Genomic DNA, 14,406 nt, shown 5'->3' on the forward strand with positions numbered 1-14,406 from the left:
CGCAATCGCTTCTGATTCAGGAGTGGCTTCCGTCAATCGCGACGATCGGCGGGAAATCCGGTTTTGATGATCTAACGCTTGAGTTGTTGATACCCACTCGATTGTCAATCGGCACGCGGGATCCTTGTATAGCGGCCTTTCCGTCCGGTCTGGTAGCGACGATATGCGCCGGATGCAGGTTTGATCGTCCGTGTTGCCCTCAGATAGAATCTGCAACACAATAATTTTTGTCAAAAAAACGAAGCCATTCGACACCATCTACTGCCCGGCCTCACCGCCCGTGGTGAATCTGTTCTTCGATTTTTGGCGCACCGGCAGCGTGGAACTATGGAATCCTGCCGGCGCCGCACTGAACCCCGTAGCGCCACAGACCACCATCGATTCCCCCGTGCCGGTGACCCTGTCGCACTGGGACATCGATCATCGGGCCGATGCCGCAAGGGGTCAACTACTACATCGATCACGCGGATTGAAGATCAGTTGGGACAGTGCATTACACGAATCCGCGCTCCACGGCTCACGTGAGTCGGCGATGCCGGTCAAGACCTTTTGAAGACATGCAGAAGAAGACCGCACATGCCGAACTATAACTACGAAGCGCTCTCACCTCAGGACTTTGAGGAAGTCTCGCGGGATCTCTTGCAGGCAGAATGGAATGTCGCGTTGGAAGCCTTCAAGGAAGGTCGCGACGGTGGCATCGACCTGCGCTATGCCACGTCCCCTGGCAATACGGTGATCGTGCAGTGCAAGCACTATGCCAAGTCAGGCTTTGCTGCGCTGCTTCGTCACCTGGCAGACTCCGAGCGGCCTAAGATCGCGAACCTGAATCCAGACCGGTATGTCATCGTGACGACAGTGGGGCTTACACCCGGCAACAAGCAGTCGATCTTGCAAGCGCTCAGCCCTTATGTGAAGTCACCATCGGATGTTTTCGGTGCGAACGATCTCGACGGGCTGCTTGCGAAGCACCCAAATGTCGAGCGAGCAAATTTCAAGCTATGGCTGACAAGCGCCAGTGTCATCGGTCGGATTTTGCACAACGCGGAAGTGTGCCAAACCGAGTTCGAAGTGGAGCGGATCAGGCAGAGGCTCCCGCGCTTTGTTCAAAATCAAGCGTATCCCCGGGCGAAAGATATCCTGGAGACGGCCCGAATCCTTGTGATTTCCGGTCCACCAGGAATTGGAAAGACGACGCTAGCGGAGATGCTCCTCTACTCAAGTCTGGAGGAAGGTTACGAGCCCGTGGTTATTCAGTCGGAAATTTCTGAGGGGAAGAGGTTGTATCGACGTGAGTCCCGTCAGATCTTCTACTACGACGACTTCCTTGGCCAAACCTTCCTCGGCGACCGTCGGGAGTACTTCGGTCAGAACCAGGACAGGGCCGTGGTCGACTTCATGGAAATGGTTAAACGGTCGTCGGACTCCAAGTTCATCCTGACTACGCGCGAGCACATCCTTAGCAGCGCGATCGACCTATCTGAGCGGCTCGACAGCAGCACAGTAATCCGTGACCGAATTGTGCTTGAGCTTGCAGATTACAGCTTTGGTGACCGTGCGAGAATCCTCTACAACCACCTCTACTTCAGCGAGTTGTCTAAGGCGCACAAATGCGAGATGCTCCGCGGAGACTTTTTCCTGCGAGTCATCCGTCATCCGCATTTTAACCCCCGGCTGATCGAGTGGTTGGCGGACTTGAGTCGAGTCAGATCGGTACCGGCGGCGGACTATCAACGCTACGTTGAAGACCTGCTCGACAACCCGGAAAGGATCTGGGATCACGCCTATCGCACGCAGATTCCGGAGGCTGGGCGGTGCCTCCTGCTGGCCTTGTACACGGATGGCGGCGCCAGTCTTCACGGACTGTCATTCTGTTTCTCCGAGCTACGCGGTGCGAGGGCCAAAAGGTACAACCAGCAAACCGAGCCGAATGAATTCAAGACGCACCTCAAGATCCTTGAGGGGGGATTCGTGGCGATTGGAACCCGAGGTGTCGGCTTCTTGAATCCGTCGATCAAAGGGTATGTCGGATCGGTCATTCTGGGCGACCCGGAAACCTACGCTGACATTTTTAACTCAGCGATCCGCTTCAAACAGATTGCTACGCTTTGGCGGCTGAGCAGGGAGATCGAATCACCGTCGAAGCAACTGCTTTCGCAGCTTAACAGTGCAGCCTTCATTTCGAGGCTAGCTGCATTGGCAGATGGTCCAACTTACGTTTGGATCCCCTCTGAAGAGGGAGAGGACATTGGCCATCGGATTGACTATGGTGCGGTGGAACGACTGCGATTCCTCGCGGAATTCTGCAATGTCGAGCATGCAGAGCCGGGCCTCGATCAGCTATATGACACCATGGAGCGGCTGATTGCCGATTGGCGTCCGCAGTGGGTCACTCTTTGGGATACGCCAGCACTTGTGCAGGAGATGGCGACGCTGGACCGGTTCGTTGCGGGCCGCGGAGCGACCATTCGGATGCTCGTCCTGGAGAAGCTGCTCGATGCGCTACCACATGCCCGGTCCAGCCACTGGAGACAGCTGATCGACCTCCCCGAGGCCACCTGGGGCTGGCAGCAACGCAACGGGCAGAAGTTCTTTGAGGGCCTACGTTCGTACATGAACGGAGGCTGGCGAAATGATCTTGAGGGCTGCGAAGATTTGTACGACAGGCAGAAGCTGGTTGAAAATTTGTCCGAGCTGGCGCAGCGCAAGCAGCGGTCACGATTCTTCGCGGCGCCGCTACGTGAAGCTCGCGACGAGATTGCCGCCATTGCGGATCAAGCAGAAGAACCCACACGCGGAACTGGATCGCCTAACCAGAATCTCCCCCGAAGTTCGCTAAACGAGAGTGAAGTCAAAAGCATGTTCCAGACACTGCTGTTGGACGGATCATGAGCACAACGATTGGACATGTCGTTTTCAGCCCGAACGAGTGCTCGTGCGTGAGCGCATCTCGCTGCTCTGAACTGGTTATCAAATGGATATAAAATTCATCGCGCTCGTGACCAGCATACGCCTCATAGAAAGAGGCTGGCACCCTAGTTTGCCAGTCGCAGCCCACGGAGCGGTCGCTTCGGGGCTTGATTCTGCTTCTGGTTGTGGGACTGTAGTGCCATCCGAGGATGACACGCGATTAGGCCTGCAAAAGCACAACGCAATGACGATAGCGATCAGGACGCGCCCTTCACCAGAAGCTGCATGTTCAGCGAGCGGGTGCTCAGGCCGGCCTTGTTAAAGCGGTACCGCATATAGGATGAAATGTCTTCCTCATGCGACGATACGATGAGTTGACGCGATTTAAGCTCGCAGCGAAGCAGATCAGTGAGTGAGGCTACATTGACCTCATCCAGAGACTGGGAAGGATCATCAATCAGGATCAGAGGGACACCGGCGTAGACCTTGTTGAGAGAAAGGAAGAACGCCAAACTCAGGGCCGAAATCTGCCCTGAACTCATGGCAAGGACCGCATCATGGTCCGACTTTTCGGCCGTGACGAATCTTAGCTGCTTGCCATCGCGACTTTCGATAAAGAGGCCCAGACCACGCTGGTAGTTCTGGATAAGGCGCCCACTGTAAATATGGAAGATCAGCTCAATTTCCGAGATGGTATGGTCCGCATAGGTACGCTCCACCTCTTCGAGCGTGTTACGCAGCCTGCGCACCTTTTCGCTAGCCCGGGCAGCAGCGCTATTCTCACTCTGGATTTGTTTCAACGACTCAAGAGACTTCTGCAATCTGGCATTTCTTGCTTCGTTGGCCTTGATGGAAACGTAGCGACGCTTGTCTGCCAGTGCCTGCTGCTCGACAAGGTAAAAATCCTGAACGTCACCGAAGCTACCAGTGAGGATTCGCTGCCAGTCCTCGGGCAAGGATTCGGTCTCCGCGGTTCTTTTGCTGCGCATGGACGTGAGCAAATCCTGCAGACGAGTGTCCACCTCTTCCGCATTCGCGGTGAACGCATAGCTGGCCGACGTGCCGGTACCCAGAAGTCTCTCAGCCAGTTGCTCAATGACGGGCAGGCGAACCCGCTCTCGGGTTAGGGCCGTGTGCAGCGCCTCATTGTAGCCACTAGACAATAAGGATTCCTGGGTGCTCACGTGCGTGGCGATCGACGCCAGCGCTTCGGTCATCCGGGTGGTCAACTCGACCAGGGCCTTCCCATTGACGCTCAATGTATTGGCGACCGCCTGAGACCTGCCCTCAATGGCCTGCACCATCGCGAGGTGCGCCTTCCAGTCGGCACCACACAGTGGACAAGCCTGATCTTCGGGATAGATCTTGGCATGCTCCTCGAGCAGTTCAGCTTTCAGGCGAGTCAGTTCAGCCGCGACAGCAGCATTTGCCTGATCCAGCTGGCGTAAGCTATCACGCGCGGCAATTTGCTCGTCGAACACTCTCAAGCGCTCCGCGTCCCAGCCCGGGAGTCTCTGCGCCTCTCCGCGCGTGATAACCGTCGCGCCACGCTGGAGAACAGCTTTCGCATTGGCTAACAGATCGAGTTCCTTCCGCACGTTGTCCAGCGCATCCAGCTTTTTGATATCCGTTCCGAATTGGGCAAGACTTCGCAAGGAAGTCATGTTCTGCGTCACATCCGCCTCGATCTGCTCATTTTGCACCCTCACCCGGACAGCGTTTTTGAGGGGAAGGAGCTCATGCAGCTTCCGGATGGATTCCTGATACTGGTCAAAGAGATCGGACGAATAGGCCGGAAAGGGATTCTCCGCGTCCCAGCCAGGCTGCGGGGAAGCCGTCGACAGCTTCCTGTATTCGACGTTGCCCTGATCAGCGTGATTGATGGCTTTGAGCGCTTCACATTCAGCGGTTAGCTCACGCTCCCGGTCCTGACGCGTTGAATCCTTGAGATACCTGACAAATCCGCGCTCAAATTCCTTGCAGTTCGCAATCTCCGTCTGGATATCGGTGATGTTGAATAGACTCCCCAACACATCCCTTCTTTGATCTACCCGTGTGAACAACAGCTGGTTCTGCCCTTGCTCAAGGTAGTTCAGAAAGCCAAAATTTTCCCTAAAATTTCTTCCAAAAAGTTCATCGATATATTTATCGTCACGCTGATTTTCTGAAGAAAAATCAGATGACGAAAAATCTGACAATTCGAACAAACCGAACTGGGAGAAGCTATCCGCACGGTTGAGTTCCTGATCCTTTAACGATTGGGCGGCAGCATATCTTGCCAGCACGAGCGTGCGATCATCGTTCAGGAACTCAATCTTGATGAGCAGATCGCTCTCCCCGGTCCGGACGTTCCAGAAGAGATTGTCTTCGTATTTTTTCTTGTAGGCGGTCATCAGCCTCAAGAAAAGATTGTTGATCCTTTTGATCTTCCCCGTGAGCAGCAGCTCGATCGCATCAAAAATGCTGGTCTTGCCAAACCCATTTGGACCATCGAGCGTCACGAGCGATGAGCCGTCGATGTCCAGCAAAATGTGCTTGAACGCCTTGAAGCTCGAAACTTCAATCCTTGATATTTTCCAGCTCATCGTCAATCATTCCCTTGATCAAACTTTCCAGATTATTTTTGTTCAATTTCTGGATGCTCTCGTAGGTTGCCGTCAAACCAACCTCACTCACCGCTCCCTGTGCCTGCATTCGCAACGGGACAAGTTCGCGTTTGACGAATGGCAGTTCAAGGAAAGGCAATTTGATAAAAATTTTGGCCGCCACGCTATACTGCGTCGCAGTCAGTGGTTGGTCCTTATACTGGTCGAACAGTGCCTTATCGGCAATAGTCGCCTGAATGTCCTTATAGGATTGATCGCGCAGCGTACCGTCCTCAGCATCACTGTAATAAAGCACATATTTCTTGAAGAAGTGGGGATCTTCCTCGATGGCAAATATTTTTTCTTCGTGATTTTTAAAATCAGCCAGTTGCTTCAGATGATGCACACATATCAGATCGCAATTCTTCCTGAATGAAGGATTGCTTGAAAAGACCTGGGGCACCAACTGGTTCATCGCTGCGTTAAGCCTGGACGGATCTATAAGCTCCTCCAGCTCGTGCAGTATTACGAACCGGACGGCCGAGCTTGATTCCCGACAATAAAATCGGGCGGATGGGGTTTCCAGTACGTTGATGAAGTGATGTGCGATGAGAGCCTCATGAATAAGTTCAATGATCATTGAGCCTGGCCTCCGCATCCTGCTTTGTCACAATACTGATACATAGCGTTTTGGTGATATTACTGTCGATGCGCTCCTGCGTCTCCTGTTCATCGAGGTCCGCGCTGACAGTGTATTTTGTGTCGACCAAAAATGTTCTTTGCGCCATCGCGGCTATAAGGTTGTTGTACTCATATAGCAGCTTGAGCAGATGATCATTGCTCTTCATCTCCCCGCGAATGTTCACGGCGCATTCGTCATGCTCCTCGCTTTCGTGCAGGTTCAGCGCGGTAGGGACATAGAACTTGTTTTGTTTGTCCCGGTAGTGAGGAAGCGTTTCGAGAATCGGCTCGACACCCATCTTCTGGATGAGGTCCGCGTAACGCCGGATATCTTCCTTCTGTATGTGCGAAAAGCGCTCTGATGGCTTCATCATCTGGCACAGAGTTTTCAGCTCATCGGCCCTGGTATCCCGGATGTGCTCATACAGCCGCCTTGCCCGTTGATAGGCTACGTCGGTCATATCAGGCAGGGCCTTCTCCAGCCTCGCTTCCAAATGAGCATGAAGCCGGCTCTTCAATTCGATCGCGTAGTACACGGTGTCATCGTACGGATTCCTGTTCAGGATATCCTGAAGGATGCTTTCCCCGGATATCCGGTTCGTATATGCGGCCTTTCGTTCCGAGTCGCCATCGACCTGAATTTTCTTGTGAATCTCGATGGCCTTGGAACTGATCCTCTCCGACAGCACGCAGTAATTGGAATCGAGTAGATTATCGCTTAATTCAATCGATCTGCTTGCGCAGATTTTTGAAATCAATGCCTTGGTTAATGTTTCAATACCATCCAGTGCACAATATTTGTCGTCACCGTACGAATAGAACTTGACAATTTCACCATTCGCATCCACGTGATCAGTCGTGTCTGAAATTGCGACCGAGACATGAAAATAGCGCACAGTCCCCGAGATTCGATCAAGTTCGATTTTTGCCGATTTTTCGAGCGCTGTTGCGTAGCTTGACCGATAAATTCCCACCTTCGCTTTGACCTGGTGAGCGCTGGACAATGTTCCCTGCCTGTAGATTGCGAAATCATCAGTACTGTCGAGCTGAAGCTCAAAGTCAACGCATCCTTGGAGGATGAGGGTAAGACAGTGATAAAGCGCAATCTTCCCTTGATATACAAAACCGCTCCAGGATGAAATGGCACTATCTGGATAGTTTTCGTCTTTTTCGTTCATACCGGCCCCGTGCATGCCGCCATATACCCCTTTACCATATGAAAATATCACGAACCGGAAGTGTTTTTCAGCCTTGATATCCCGATCCTCGCTGGCTAGCAGATCAAGCACTGCATCGCCGTCACATCGTCCAAGTAAGCCGTGCGTGATACGACTTCGCCCAGATCGGAGAGAAGCCCTTTTTATGGACCCGGCGCCTGAAGCAGGAGGCGGAAACCGGTTGAAGTGCTTGCGCAATCGCGATCAAGGTGCGGTTATGCCAGGTTCTTCCGTGCCAGCGCTCTTCCGTCCGATCTGCGGGCAGCAGCCCGGCGCACCTAGTCCCGGGAGCAAGCACCGCAGGCAACGTACTTCCGGAGGGATCGCCGCGGCGGGCCGCCCCCGCTGCCTGGCCTGCAGTGTGCTGCCGCGCTCAACCCAGATGGCACCGCGCGACGGTATGAGACCGGAGCACGGGTCGCACTCCCGCCCGCTCAGATGAGGATAGGCCCGACGAAAACTCGCTTACATCATGGCACTGTTTACTAGGGGCCGCTCAAAAGGGACTTTGCTAGAAGCCCATTGGCTCTATTGAAGGGGGCAGGTCACGCGCAGCACGGCTGTTGGCTGGTGCTCGTGCGTGCATTGCTTTAACCTCCACTTGCTGTCGCCGGTGTCTTCTCTCTGTCTTGTTCTAGGATTGGCGAGTGTAACAAGATGTTTCTGCCCATCGCAACGACAGTTTCCATTGTGCTTTCCTCGTGCCGACATGGAAGCCCGATTTGTTGACGGCTCGGGCGCAGCGCTCGTCCCCCCTTACCCAGGCTTCAGGTAAATAGGGACACTTAATGTGCATTACCTTAGCCCGTCCACCTTTCTTAGCTGTGCAGCTAAATTGGCTAATTTTGCTAAATTATAGCCTTTGCTCTATCCTATGCTGATCAGCAAAATTACCATCCCTGCTTACGCCCATGGAAAAGCCCGCTCAGAGTCAGAAGGTGACGGCCCGCCTCGCCTACGAGGCCGAGGTCGCGGACGAGCTCTGCGCCGCTCTCGCAGAGGCCACAGATGGGCAGATCGTCACCCGCCAAGCCGAACAGCCGACCGGAGACGGATTGAGGCTCGATCCCCTGATCACGCTTCTTGCCGGCGGCAAATCGGCCGATATCGCCGTGGAAACGCTTCGCCACGCCTATCCGCGGGATATCCGAGAGGCGATCTGGAGGCTCGACGAATACAAGCTCGCGTCCGAGCGCCCGCAGGACTTGCTGACCATGGTTGCTGCTGAGTCGCTGAGCCCTGGCGCAAGGGACATGCTCCGAAAGCGCGGGATTGGCTATTTCGAGCGGAATGGCAACCTGTTTCTGCGTTGGCGCAATTGGTTCATCAACATCGAGCGCCCGGAGCAGGCGTCGGCAAGGAAGGCGGTCACCGCACTGTTCACCGACGCACGTGAAATGGTCGTTCACGCGCTGCTGGAGCACCGAAACGAATGGATTACCGGGGGCGACCTCGCCTATATGACTAAGAGCTCCTCCTATACGTGCTCCGTGGTGCTGCAGGAGTTGGAGCGGCGTGAATGGTGCGAGTCCGTTGGTGCTGGCCGCACGATTCGACGACGATTGATTAGACCGAGGCAACTGCTGGACGCATGGGCCGAGCACTGGACAAAGCGCGAGGAGCAACGCACCCGCTGGTACTCTTTTGCGGATCGCCCCGAGGTGCTGCTTACGCACTTGTCGCACAAGCTCAGCAAGAGCGGGGTCTCGTTCGACTACGCATTTACTGGCACGGCCGCCGCAAACCTCTACGCTCCGTTGCTTACCAGCGTAGATACCGCCGAGATCATTGTCTCGCCGGGACACGCTGAGCAGCTTGCGAAAACGCTTCAGCTCAAGCCAGCCGACAAGGGCGCAAATGTCACTCTGGTCGAGCGCACCGGCGCGAGCTTGTTGTTTCGCGACTTACGCGGCGTACGTCCCGATGAGTATCCGTCCTATTTCGCCAGTCCTTTCATCCTCTACCTCGACCTGCTCGACGGCCGCGGCAGAAACAAGGAGTTGGCCCAACACGTTCTAGAACGACTGGAGTTATAAATGGCCAATGGAGCCAAACCAGCCAACGCCATCGGCTACGATGCAGACGTGACAGCCGCATGCGAGCGCACCTTGCTCACCCTGCTCGGCGCATTCGGCAGCCTCAAGAATACGTTGCGGCTCGTGGGCGGTCTGGTGCCACGGTACCTTACGCCTGAAGCGCCGCCTGACGTGCCCGCACACGCTGGAACCTCTGACGTCGACGTCGTCCTCAACATTCAAGTGATCGCCCAGGGCGATGGCTACGCTGCGTTGGCCGACCAGCTTGCTGCGCGTCGATTCGAGCGGCACGTGAATCCTGAAAACGGTAAGCCGTCTTCGTGGCGGTGGCAGCGGCGAGTGAACGAGCATATGTTTGTGCTCGTTGAGTTCCTTCGCGACGCTGGCGACGCGCAGCCCGGGAAACCGGTAAACGTCGACGGTGAACGTGTCTCCGCGCTAGCCGTAAAGTACGCCGGCATCGTGCATGAATGGTTTCAGGAACGGGAGATCACGGGCAAATTGTTGGACGGTGGAGGTATCTCTACTGAGCTGGTTCGCTTTGCCGACGTGCCTGCCTTCGTCATTCTGAAGGCCTTGGCGCTAGACGACCGCATGGAAAACAAGGATGCGGCCGACCTCATCCATGTGCTGCGGTACGCGGGGAAGATCGACGAGGTTGCCGAACAGTTCGTGCAGCGCGCGTTGTCGCAGACCCATCCCGGCGCGATCGAAGCAGGACTCTCGGCCCTGCACCGCCGCTTCTGCGATGACGAACATGGCGAGGGATACGAAAAGGTCGGATCAGTCGGTTACGCGAAATTCCACTACCAGGCCGACGATGATGCCTTGGTGCGAGACCAGCGCTTTGCGTCGGGCCTCGTTCAAGCGCTCCTTGATGAATTCAACGCCAAGCTCGCCGAACGCCAGCCAAAGACTTGACGCCGTTCGCTTTCTAGGGGAATCACCCGAACTTCGCGGGCGATGCAGGAAACCGACTACCCGCCCACGGCAGGCGATGTGTAAGGCGTAGCTGCGGAACTTGACGCACACAACGTTCGGTAGGCTCAGACGGCGTACCCCTCCGATCACAAACGGCACCACTATCAACCGCACCGGCATCATCGAGACGCAGGCCACGGTCCGCCCCTGCTCGCATGACGTCGAATAGATCGTGTGAAACATCTGGCCAGGCACGCCGGCGCCTCTTCCCAGCCGTTCAAATAGGACTTGCTGACCACGTGGTCGAGGCCAGTGTCCAGTATCAACGCGAGGGCGCCTACCTCGGAAACGTGCGCCCGACCAGCGTTCCAGGCGGCAGAGCTCGATGCAGAAGTCGCACTTGAGCGGAACGTCGAGATACATCCGTGTCTTCAGGCGGGTCCAGCTCAATTCTCTCCGCACTGCGGAGAGAATTGGTTCGTCAGGAAAGACCTAAGCACACCCACGCATTGACGCAACTGCTGCTCGCTCCAGCCACTTCCATACTAGGCGGTCAGCGCACGGGCAAGCGCCGGAGCGGTCTGTTGCGAATTGCCGGTGCGCTCACCGCGCCGCACATCTTCCCGAACATGACGGCCGATCTGCCAGTAGAGCAACGTCAATGCAGCATCGACGGCGACCGTCGCGCCAGCCCGCGCGGCATTGACCATGCGGTGAACGTCAGCCACCAGGGAAGCAGGATCAGCTCGGTCGCCTTATCAGGATCGAAGAAATCGGTGCCGGCAGGCAGCGCCAAGCCATGGCCACGTTATCGGAATCTCGATAGCGGCGGAACCCTGGCGAGCGCGCTCCCGCATTCTCCCCGCGCCGCGGAGAGAATGCGCCCATCGTCATCTTCCGGCTGCCGGCGGCGAGATCGGGCGGGTATACGCACTTGCCGTGTCCGCAGCAGCCGCTCCCACTGCGGCAGATACAAAAGTAGTTAAACGAGTCACGAAATCAGTCGCAGGCGCATGCCTGTCCCGAAATGAAGGGTAACCTAGCCTTTACTAGGTTCTCCTTCATTCCGCCGGATCCTGCCTCGAAATGGACCACTTCGGCGGAGCGCATTGCGCCCCTCTTTCACTGCACAACCGCGCACGTCCTAACTCGCCCCCTGAAGTTGCTACGAAAAAACTGTCAAACTTCCGCGTCCACACGCGCACCACACGTCGGTCGCGCTAGCTTGCAAACTCATCCGTCTATCAACGCGCATCACACGCTCGGCGTGATGCATGACCGCAGTCAAACAACGCTCGTGTCCCTGTCCGATCCGACCGGCAAGCCAAACTCCGGATTCGCCGCGGCTCTCGACGAACACTAAAAAGACACTAAAAATTGCGGCGCGAACAGGTGCTCGGTAAACATGGGCGGCTCGCCCGCTCGAAGGCCCTTGCCAGCTGGAGCATCGACGGATTCCACCGCCCCCCTATGGAACACCCCAGATATCACGATTCATTTAACTTTCCGTGAGGACTTCGACACCGCCTGCCACCTACTCTGTGCGCATGTTTTCAGGACCTGCTTCCAGGAGCCCATCATGCCCACCCGCAGACATCTGCTGTTCGCCGGCGCGACCGGCCTTGCGGCACTCGCGGCGCTGTCGTCCACGGCCCGTCGTGCGCTGGTCGGCCGCGCGTTCGCCGCGCCGCCCGCCGCCGGACCGACGGCCGCCCCGTTCGAGATCACCCGCAGCGACGCCGAATGGCACCGCCGCCTCACGCCCGCCCAATACACGGTGCTGCGCGACGCCGGCACCGAGCCGCCGTACAGCAGCCCGCTGAACGGCGAGCACCGCCACGGCACGTTCGCGTGCGCCGGCTGCGACCTCGCGCTGTTCTCGTCGGACACCAAGTTCGACAGCCACACCGGCTGGCCGAGCTTCTGGAAGCCGCTCGACCACGCGGTCGCGACCGCGCTCGATCCGTCGTACGGGATGTCGCGCACCGAAGTGCACTGCCGCCGCTGCGGCGGCCATCTCGGCCACGTGTTCGACGACGGCCCGCCGCCTACCGGCCTGCGCTACTGCATGAACGGGCTCGCGCTCGCCTTCCACCCAGCCGCCGCCTGACGGGCCGCCGCCTTCCTGAACGACCGGAGACCGCTCCATGCTGCTCATCGTCCTTGCCTATCTCGGCGGCGTGCTCACGATCCTGAGCCCGTGCATCCTGCCCGTGCTGCCGTTCGTGTTCGCGCGCGCCGACCAGCCGTTCGTGCGTACCGGCCTGCCGCTGCTGATCGGCATGGCGCTCACGTTCGCCGTCGTCGCGACGCTCGCCGCCGTCGGCGGCGGCTGGGTCGCGCAGGCCAACCAGGCCGGCCGCTGGCTCGCCATCGTGCTGCTCGCGGTGTTCGGCCTGACGCTGCTGCTGCCGCGCTTCGCCGAGCACCTGACGCGCCCGCTCGTCGCGGCCGGCAACCGCCTCACCGGGTTCGCACAGCGCGACGGCCGCCCGGCCGGCCCCGCGTCGTCGCTGCTGCTCGGCGTCGCGACCGGCCTGCTGTGGGCGCCGTGCGCGGGTCCGATCCTCGGGCTCGTGCTGACCGGCGCCGCGCTGCGCGGCGCGAGCGTCGGCACGACGCTGCTGCTGGTTGCGTATGCGGCCGGCGCGGCGACGTCGCTCGGCGTCGCGCTCGTGATCGGCGGCAAGGTGTTCGCCGCGATGAAGCGCTCGCTCGGCGCCGGCGAATGGATCAAGCGCGGGATCGGCGCGGCGCTGCTGGCCGGCGTTGGCGCGATCGCGCTCGGCCTCGACACGGGGGCGCTCGCGCAGTTGTCGACCGTCACGACGGGCGGCCTCGAGACGAAGCTCGTCGACCGGCTCGGCGCTCGCCCGCATGGCGCGCCGGCGGCGACGTCCGCGACCAGCGATACCGCCGGCGGCAACGGTGCCGCGGCCGGCGGCGCGATGATGGCCGCGACGTCCGGTGATGCACCGGCGGCCGGCGGCGCGATGATGCGCACCGCCGGCACGACGCCGGCGCCGCAGGCACCGGCCGCGCTGCCCGTCGAAGGCACGCTGCCGTCGCTCGACGGCGCCGTGCAGTGGCTGAATTCGCCGCCGCTGAGCGCGGCCGGCCTGCGCGGCAAGGTCGTGCTCGTCGATTTCTGGACGTATTCGTGCATCAACTGCCTGCGCACGCTGCCGTACACGGCCGCCTGGGCGCGCAAGTACGCGCCGTACGGCCTCGTCGTGATCGGCGTGCACGCCCCGGAGTTCGCGTTCGAGCGCGACATCGGCAACGTGAAGAAGGCCGTGCACGACCTGGGCATCGACTACCCGGTCGCGATCGACAACGGCTATGCGATCTGGCGCGCGTTCGGCAACGAGTACTGGCCCGCGCACTACTTCGTCGACGCGCAAGGGAGGATCCGCCACCACCACTTCGGCGAAGGCGAATACGCGCAGTCGGAACGCGCGATCCAGTCGCTGCTCGCCGAAGCCGGCCACCCGGAAGCGCTGAACGTGCCGCTCGGGCTCGCCGGCGCCCCCGCGAAGGGCGCGCTCGCGGCGGCCGACAGCGCGGACGTCCGCTCGCCCGAAACCTACGTCGGCTATGCGCGCGCTGACGACTTCACGTCGCCCGGCGGTGTCGTGCGCGACGCGGCACACCGTTACGACGCGCCCGCGCACCCCGACCTGAACGACTGGGGCCTCGCCGGCACATGGCAGGTCGGTGCGGAGCGCGCGACGCTCGCCGCGCCGTCCGGCCGGATCGTCTACCGCTTCCATGCGCGCGACCTGCACCTCGTGCTCGGCCCGGGCGCGAACGGCCGGCCGGTGCGCTTTCGCGTGACGCTCGACGGCGCGGCGCCCGGCGCGGCACACGGCACGGACGTCGATGCACAGGGCTACGGCACCGTCACCGGCCAGCGCCTGTACCAGCTCGTCCGGCAACCGGGCGCGATCGCCGACCGCACGTTCTCGATCGAGTTTCTCGATCCCGGCGTCGATGCCTATGCGTTTACGTTCGGCTGAACGCGCACGCAGTGGCGGACGCCGTCACGCGCGCCGCCTC

At 58.9% G+C, this 14,406-nt stretch carries 10 protein-coding genes; 6 read left to right on the forward strand and 4 right to left on the reverse strand.

What is annotated here, in order from left to right:
• Nucleotides 1-280 precede the first annotated feature (280 nt).
• A complete protein-coding gene (locus PL79_RS22085) occupies nucleotides 281-553 on the forward strand; it encodes a hypothetical protein (protein WP_135801119.1) in 273 nt (90 codons plus the stop codon).
• A gap of 23 nt (nucleotides 554-576) precedes the next feature.
• The gene (locus tag PL79_RS22090; RefSeq protein ID WP_052664778.1) at nucleotides 577-2,889 is read left to right on the forward strand and encodes an ATP-binding protein; all 2,313 of its coding nucleotides are present in this window, start codon (nucleotides 577-579) and stop codon (nucleotides 2,887-2,889) included.
• Between the two features lie 275 nt (nucleotides 2,890-3,164).
• Here the strand turns inward: PL79_RS22090 and PL79_RS22095 are convergent, their stop codons facing one another.
• Genes PL79_RS22095 through PL79_RS22105 form a run of 3 tightly spaced genes read right to left on the reverse strand, consistent with a single transcriptional unit; the run spans nucleotide 3,165 to nucleotide 7,462 of the window.
• Nucleotides 3,165-5,492, reverse strand: coding sequence for an AAA family ATPase (locus tag PL79_RS22095; protein ID WP_044847220.1), 2,328 nt, complete (start codon nucleotides 5,490-5,492; stop codon nucleotides 3,165-3,167).
• Nucleotides 5,467-6,132: an ABC-three component system middle component 1 gene (locus PL79_RS22100; RefSeq protein ID WP_044847219.1), complete on the reverse strand. Its 666-nt coding sequence runs from the start codon at nucleotides 6,130-6,132 to the stop codon at nucleotides 5,467-5,469. Before PL79_RS22100 ends, PL79_RS22095 begins: the two co-directional genes overlap by 26 nt.
• The gene (locus PL79_RS22105; protein WP_207671179.1) at nucleotides 6,122-7,462 is read right to left on the reverse strand and encodes an ABC-three component system protein; all 1,341 of its coding nucleotides are present in this window, start codon (nucleotides 7,460-7,462) and stop codon (nucleotides 6,122-6,124) included. Before PL79_RS22105 ends, PL79_RS22100 begins: the two co-directional genes overlap by 11 nt.
• Nucleotides 7,463-8,301: 839 nt before the next feature.
• On the opposite strand from PL79_RS22105, the gene PL79_RS22110 reads away from it, so the two are divergent.
• A complete protein-coding gene (locus PL79_RS22110; protein ID WP_044847218.1) occupies nucleotides 8,302-9,426 on the forward strand; it encodes a type IV toxin-antitoxin system AbiEi family antitoxin in 1,125 nt (374 codons plus the stop codon).
• The gene (locus PL79_RS22115; RefSeq protein ID WP_044847217.1) at nucleotides 9,427-10,347 is read left to right on the forward strand and encodes a hypothetical protein; all 921 of its coding nucleotides are present in this window, start codon (nucleotides 9,427-9,429) and stop codon (nucleotides 10,345-10,347) included.
• A 545-nt stretch (nucleotides 10,348-10,892) separates the two neighbouring features.
• On the opposite strand, the gene PL79_RS36700 is transcribed toward PL79_RS22115, so the two are convergent.
• Nucleotides 10,893-11,057, reverse strand: coding sequence for a hypothetical protein (locus tag PL79_RS36700; RefSeq protein WP_220497932.1), 165 nt, complete (start codon nucleotides 11,055-11,057; stop codon nucleotides 10,893-10,895).
• Between the two features lie 869 nt (nucleotides 11,058-11,926).
• Between PL79_RS36700 and msrB the strand changes: the two genes are divergently transcribed.
• Nucleotides 11,927-12,457, forward strand: a complete 531-nt coding sequence (gene msrB, locus PL79_RS22125) for a peptide-methionine (R)-S-oxide reductase MsrB (protein ID WP_044847216.1) — start codon at nucleotides 11,927-11,929, stop codon at nucleotides 12,455-12,457.
• A gap of 37 nt (nucleotides 12,458-12,494) precedes the next feature.
• The gene (locus PL79_RS22130; RefSeq protein ID WP_044847215.1) at nucleotides 12,495-14,366 is read left to right on the forward strand and encodes a cytochrome c biogenesis protein DipZ; all 1,872 of its coding nucleotides are present in this window, start codon (nucleotides 12,495-12,497) and stop codon (nucleotides 14,364-14,366) included.
• Nucleotides 14,367-14,406: the final 40 nt, after the last annotated feature.

It is taken from the genome of Burkholderia sp. USMB20, from assembly GCF_000949135.2.
GTDB lineage: Bacteria > Pseudomonadota > Gammaproteobacteria > Burkholderiales > Burkholderiaceae > Burkholderia.

What these genes read in the sequence shown, in the direction of transcription:
- PL79_RS22090 (WP_052664778.1), top strand. Translation starts at nt 577, where the DNA reads ATGCCGAACTATAACTACGAAGCGCTCTCACCTCAGGACTTTGAGGAA.
- PL79_RS36700 (WP_220497932.1), bottom strand. Translation starts at nt 11,057, where the DNA reads ATGGTCAATGCCGCGCGGGCTGGCGCGACGGTCGCCGTCGATGCTGCA.
- PL79_RS22100 (WP_044847219.1), bottom strand. Translation starts at nt 6,132, where the DNA reads ATGATCATTGAACTTATTCATGAGGCTCTCATCGCACATCACTTCATC.
- PL79_RS22095 (WP_044847220.1), bottom strand. Translation starts at nt 5,492, where the DNA reads ATGAGCTGGAAAATATCAAGGATTGAAGTTTCGAGCTTCAAGGCGTTC.
- PL79_RS22130 (WP_044847215.1), top strand. Translation starts at nt 12,495, where the DNA reads ATGCTGCTCATCGTCCTTGCCTATCTCGGCGGCGTGCTCACGATCCTG.
- PL79_RS22110 (WP_044847218.1), top strand. Translation starts at nt 8,302, where the DNA reads ATGGAAAAGCCCGCTCAGAGTCAGAAGGTGACGGCCCGCCTCGCCTAC.
- PL79_RS22115 (WP_044847217.1), top strand. Translation starts at nt 9,427, where the DNA reads ATGGCCAATGGAGCCAAACCAGCCAACGCCATCGGCTACGATGCAGAC.
- msrB (WP_044847216.1), top strand. Translation starts at nt 11,927, where the DNA reads ATGCCCACCCGCAGACATCTGCTGTTCGCCGGCGCGACCGGCCTTGCG.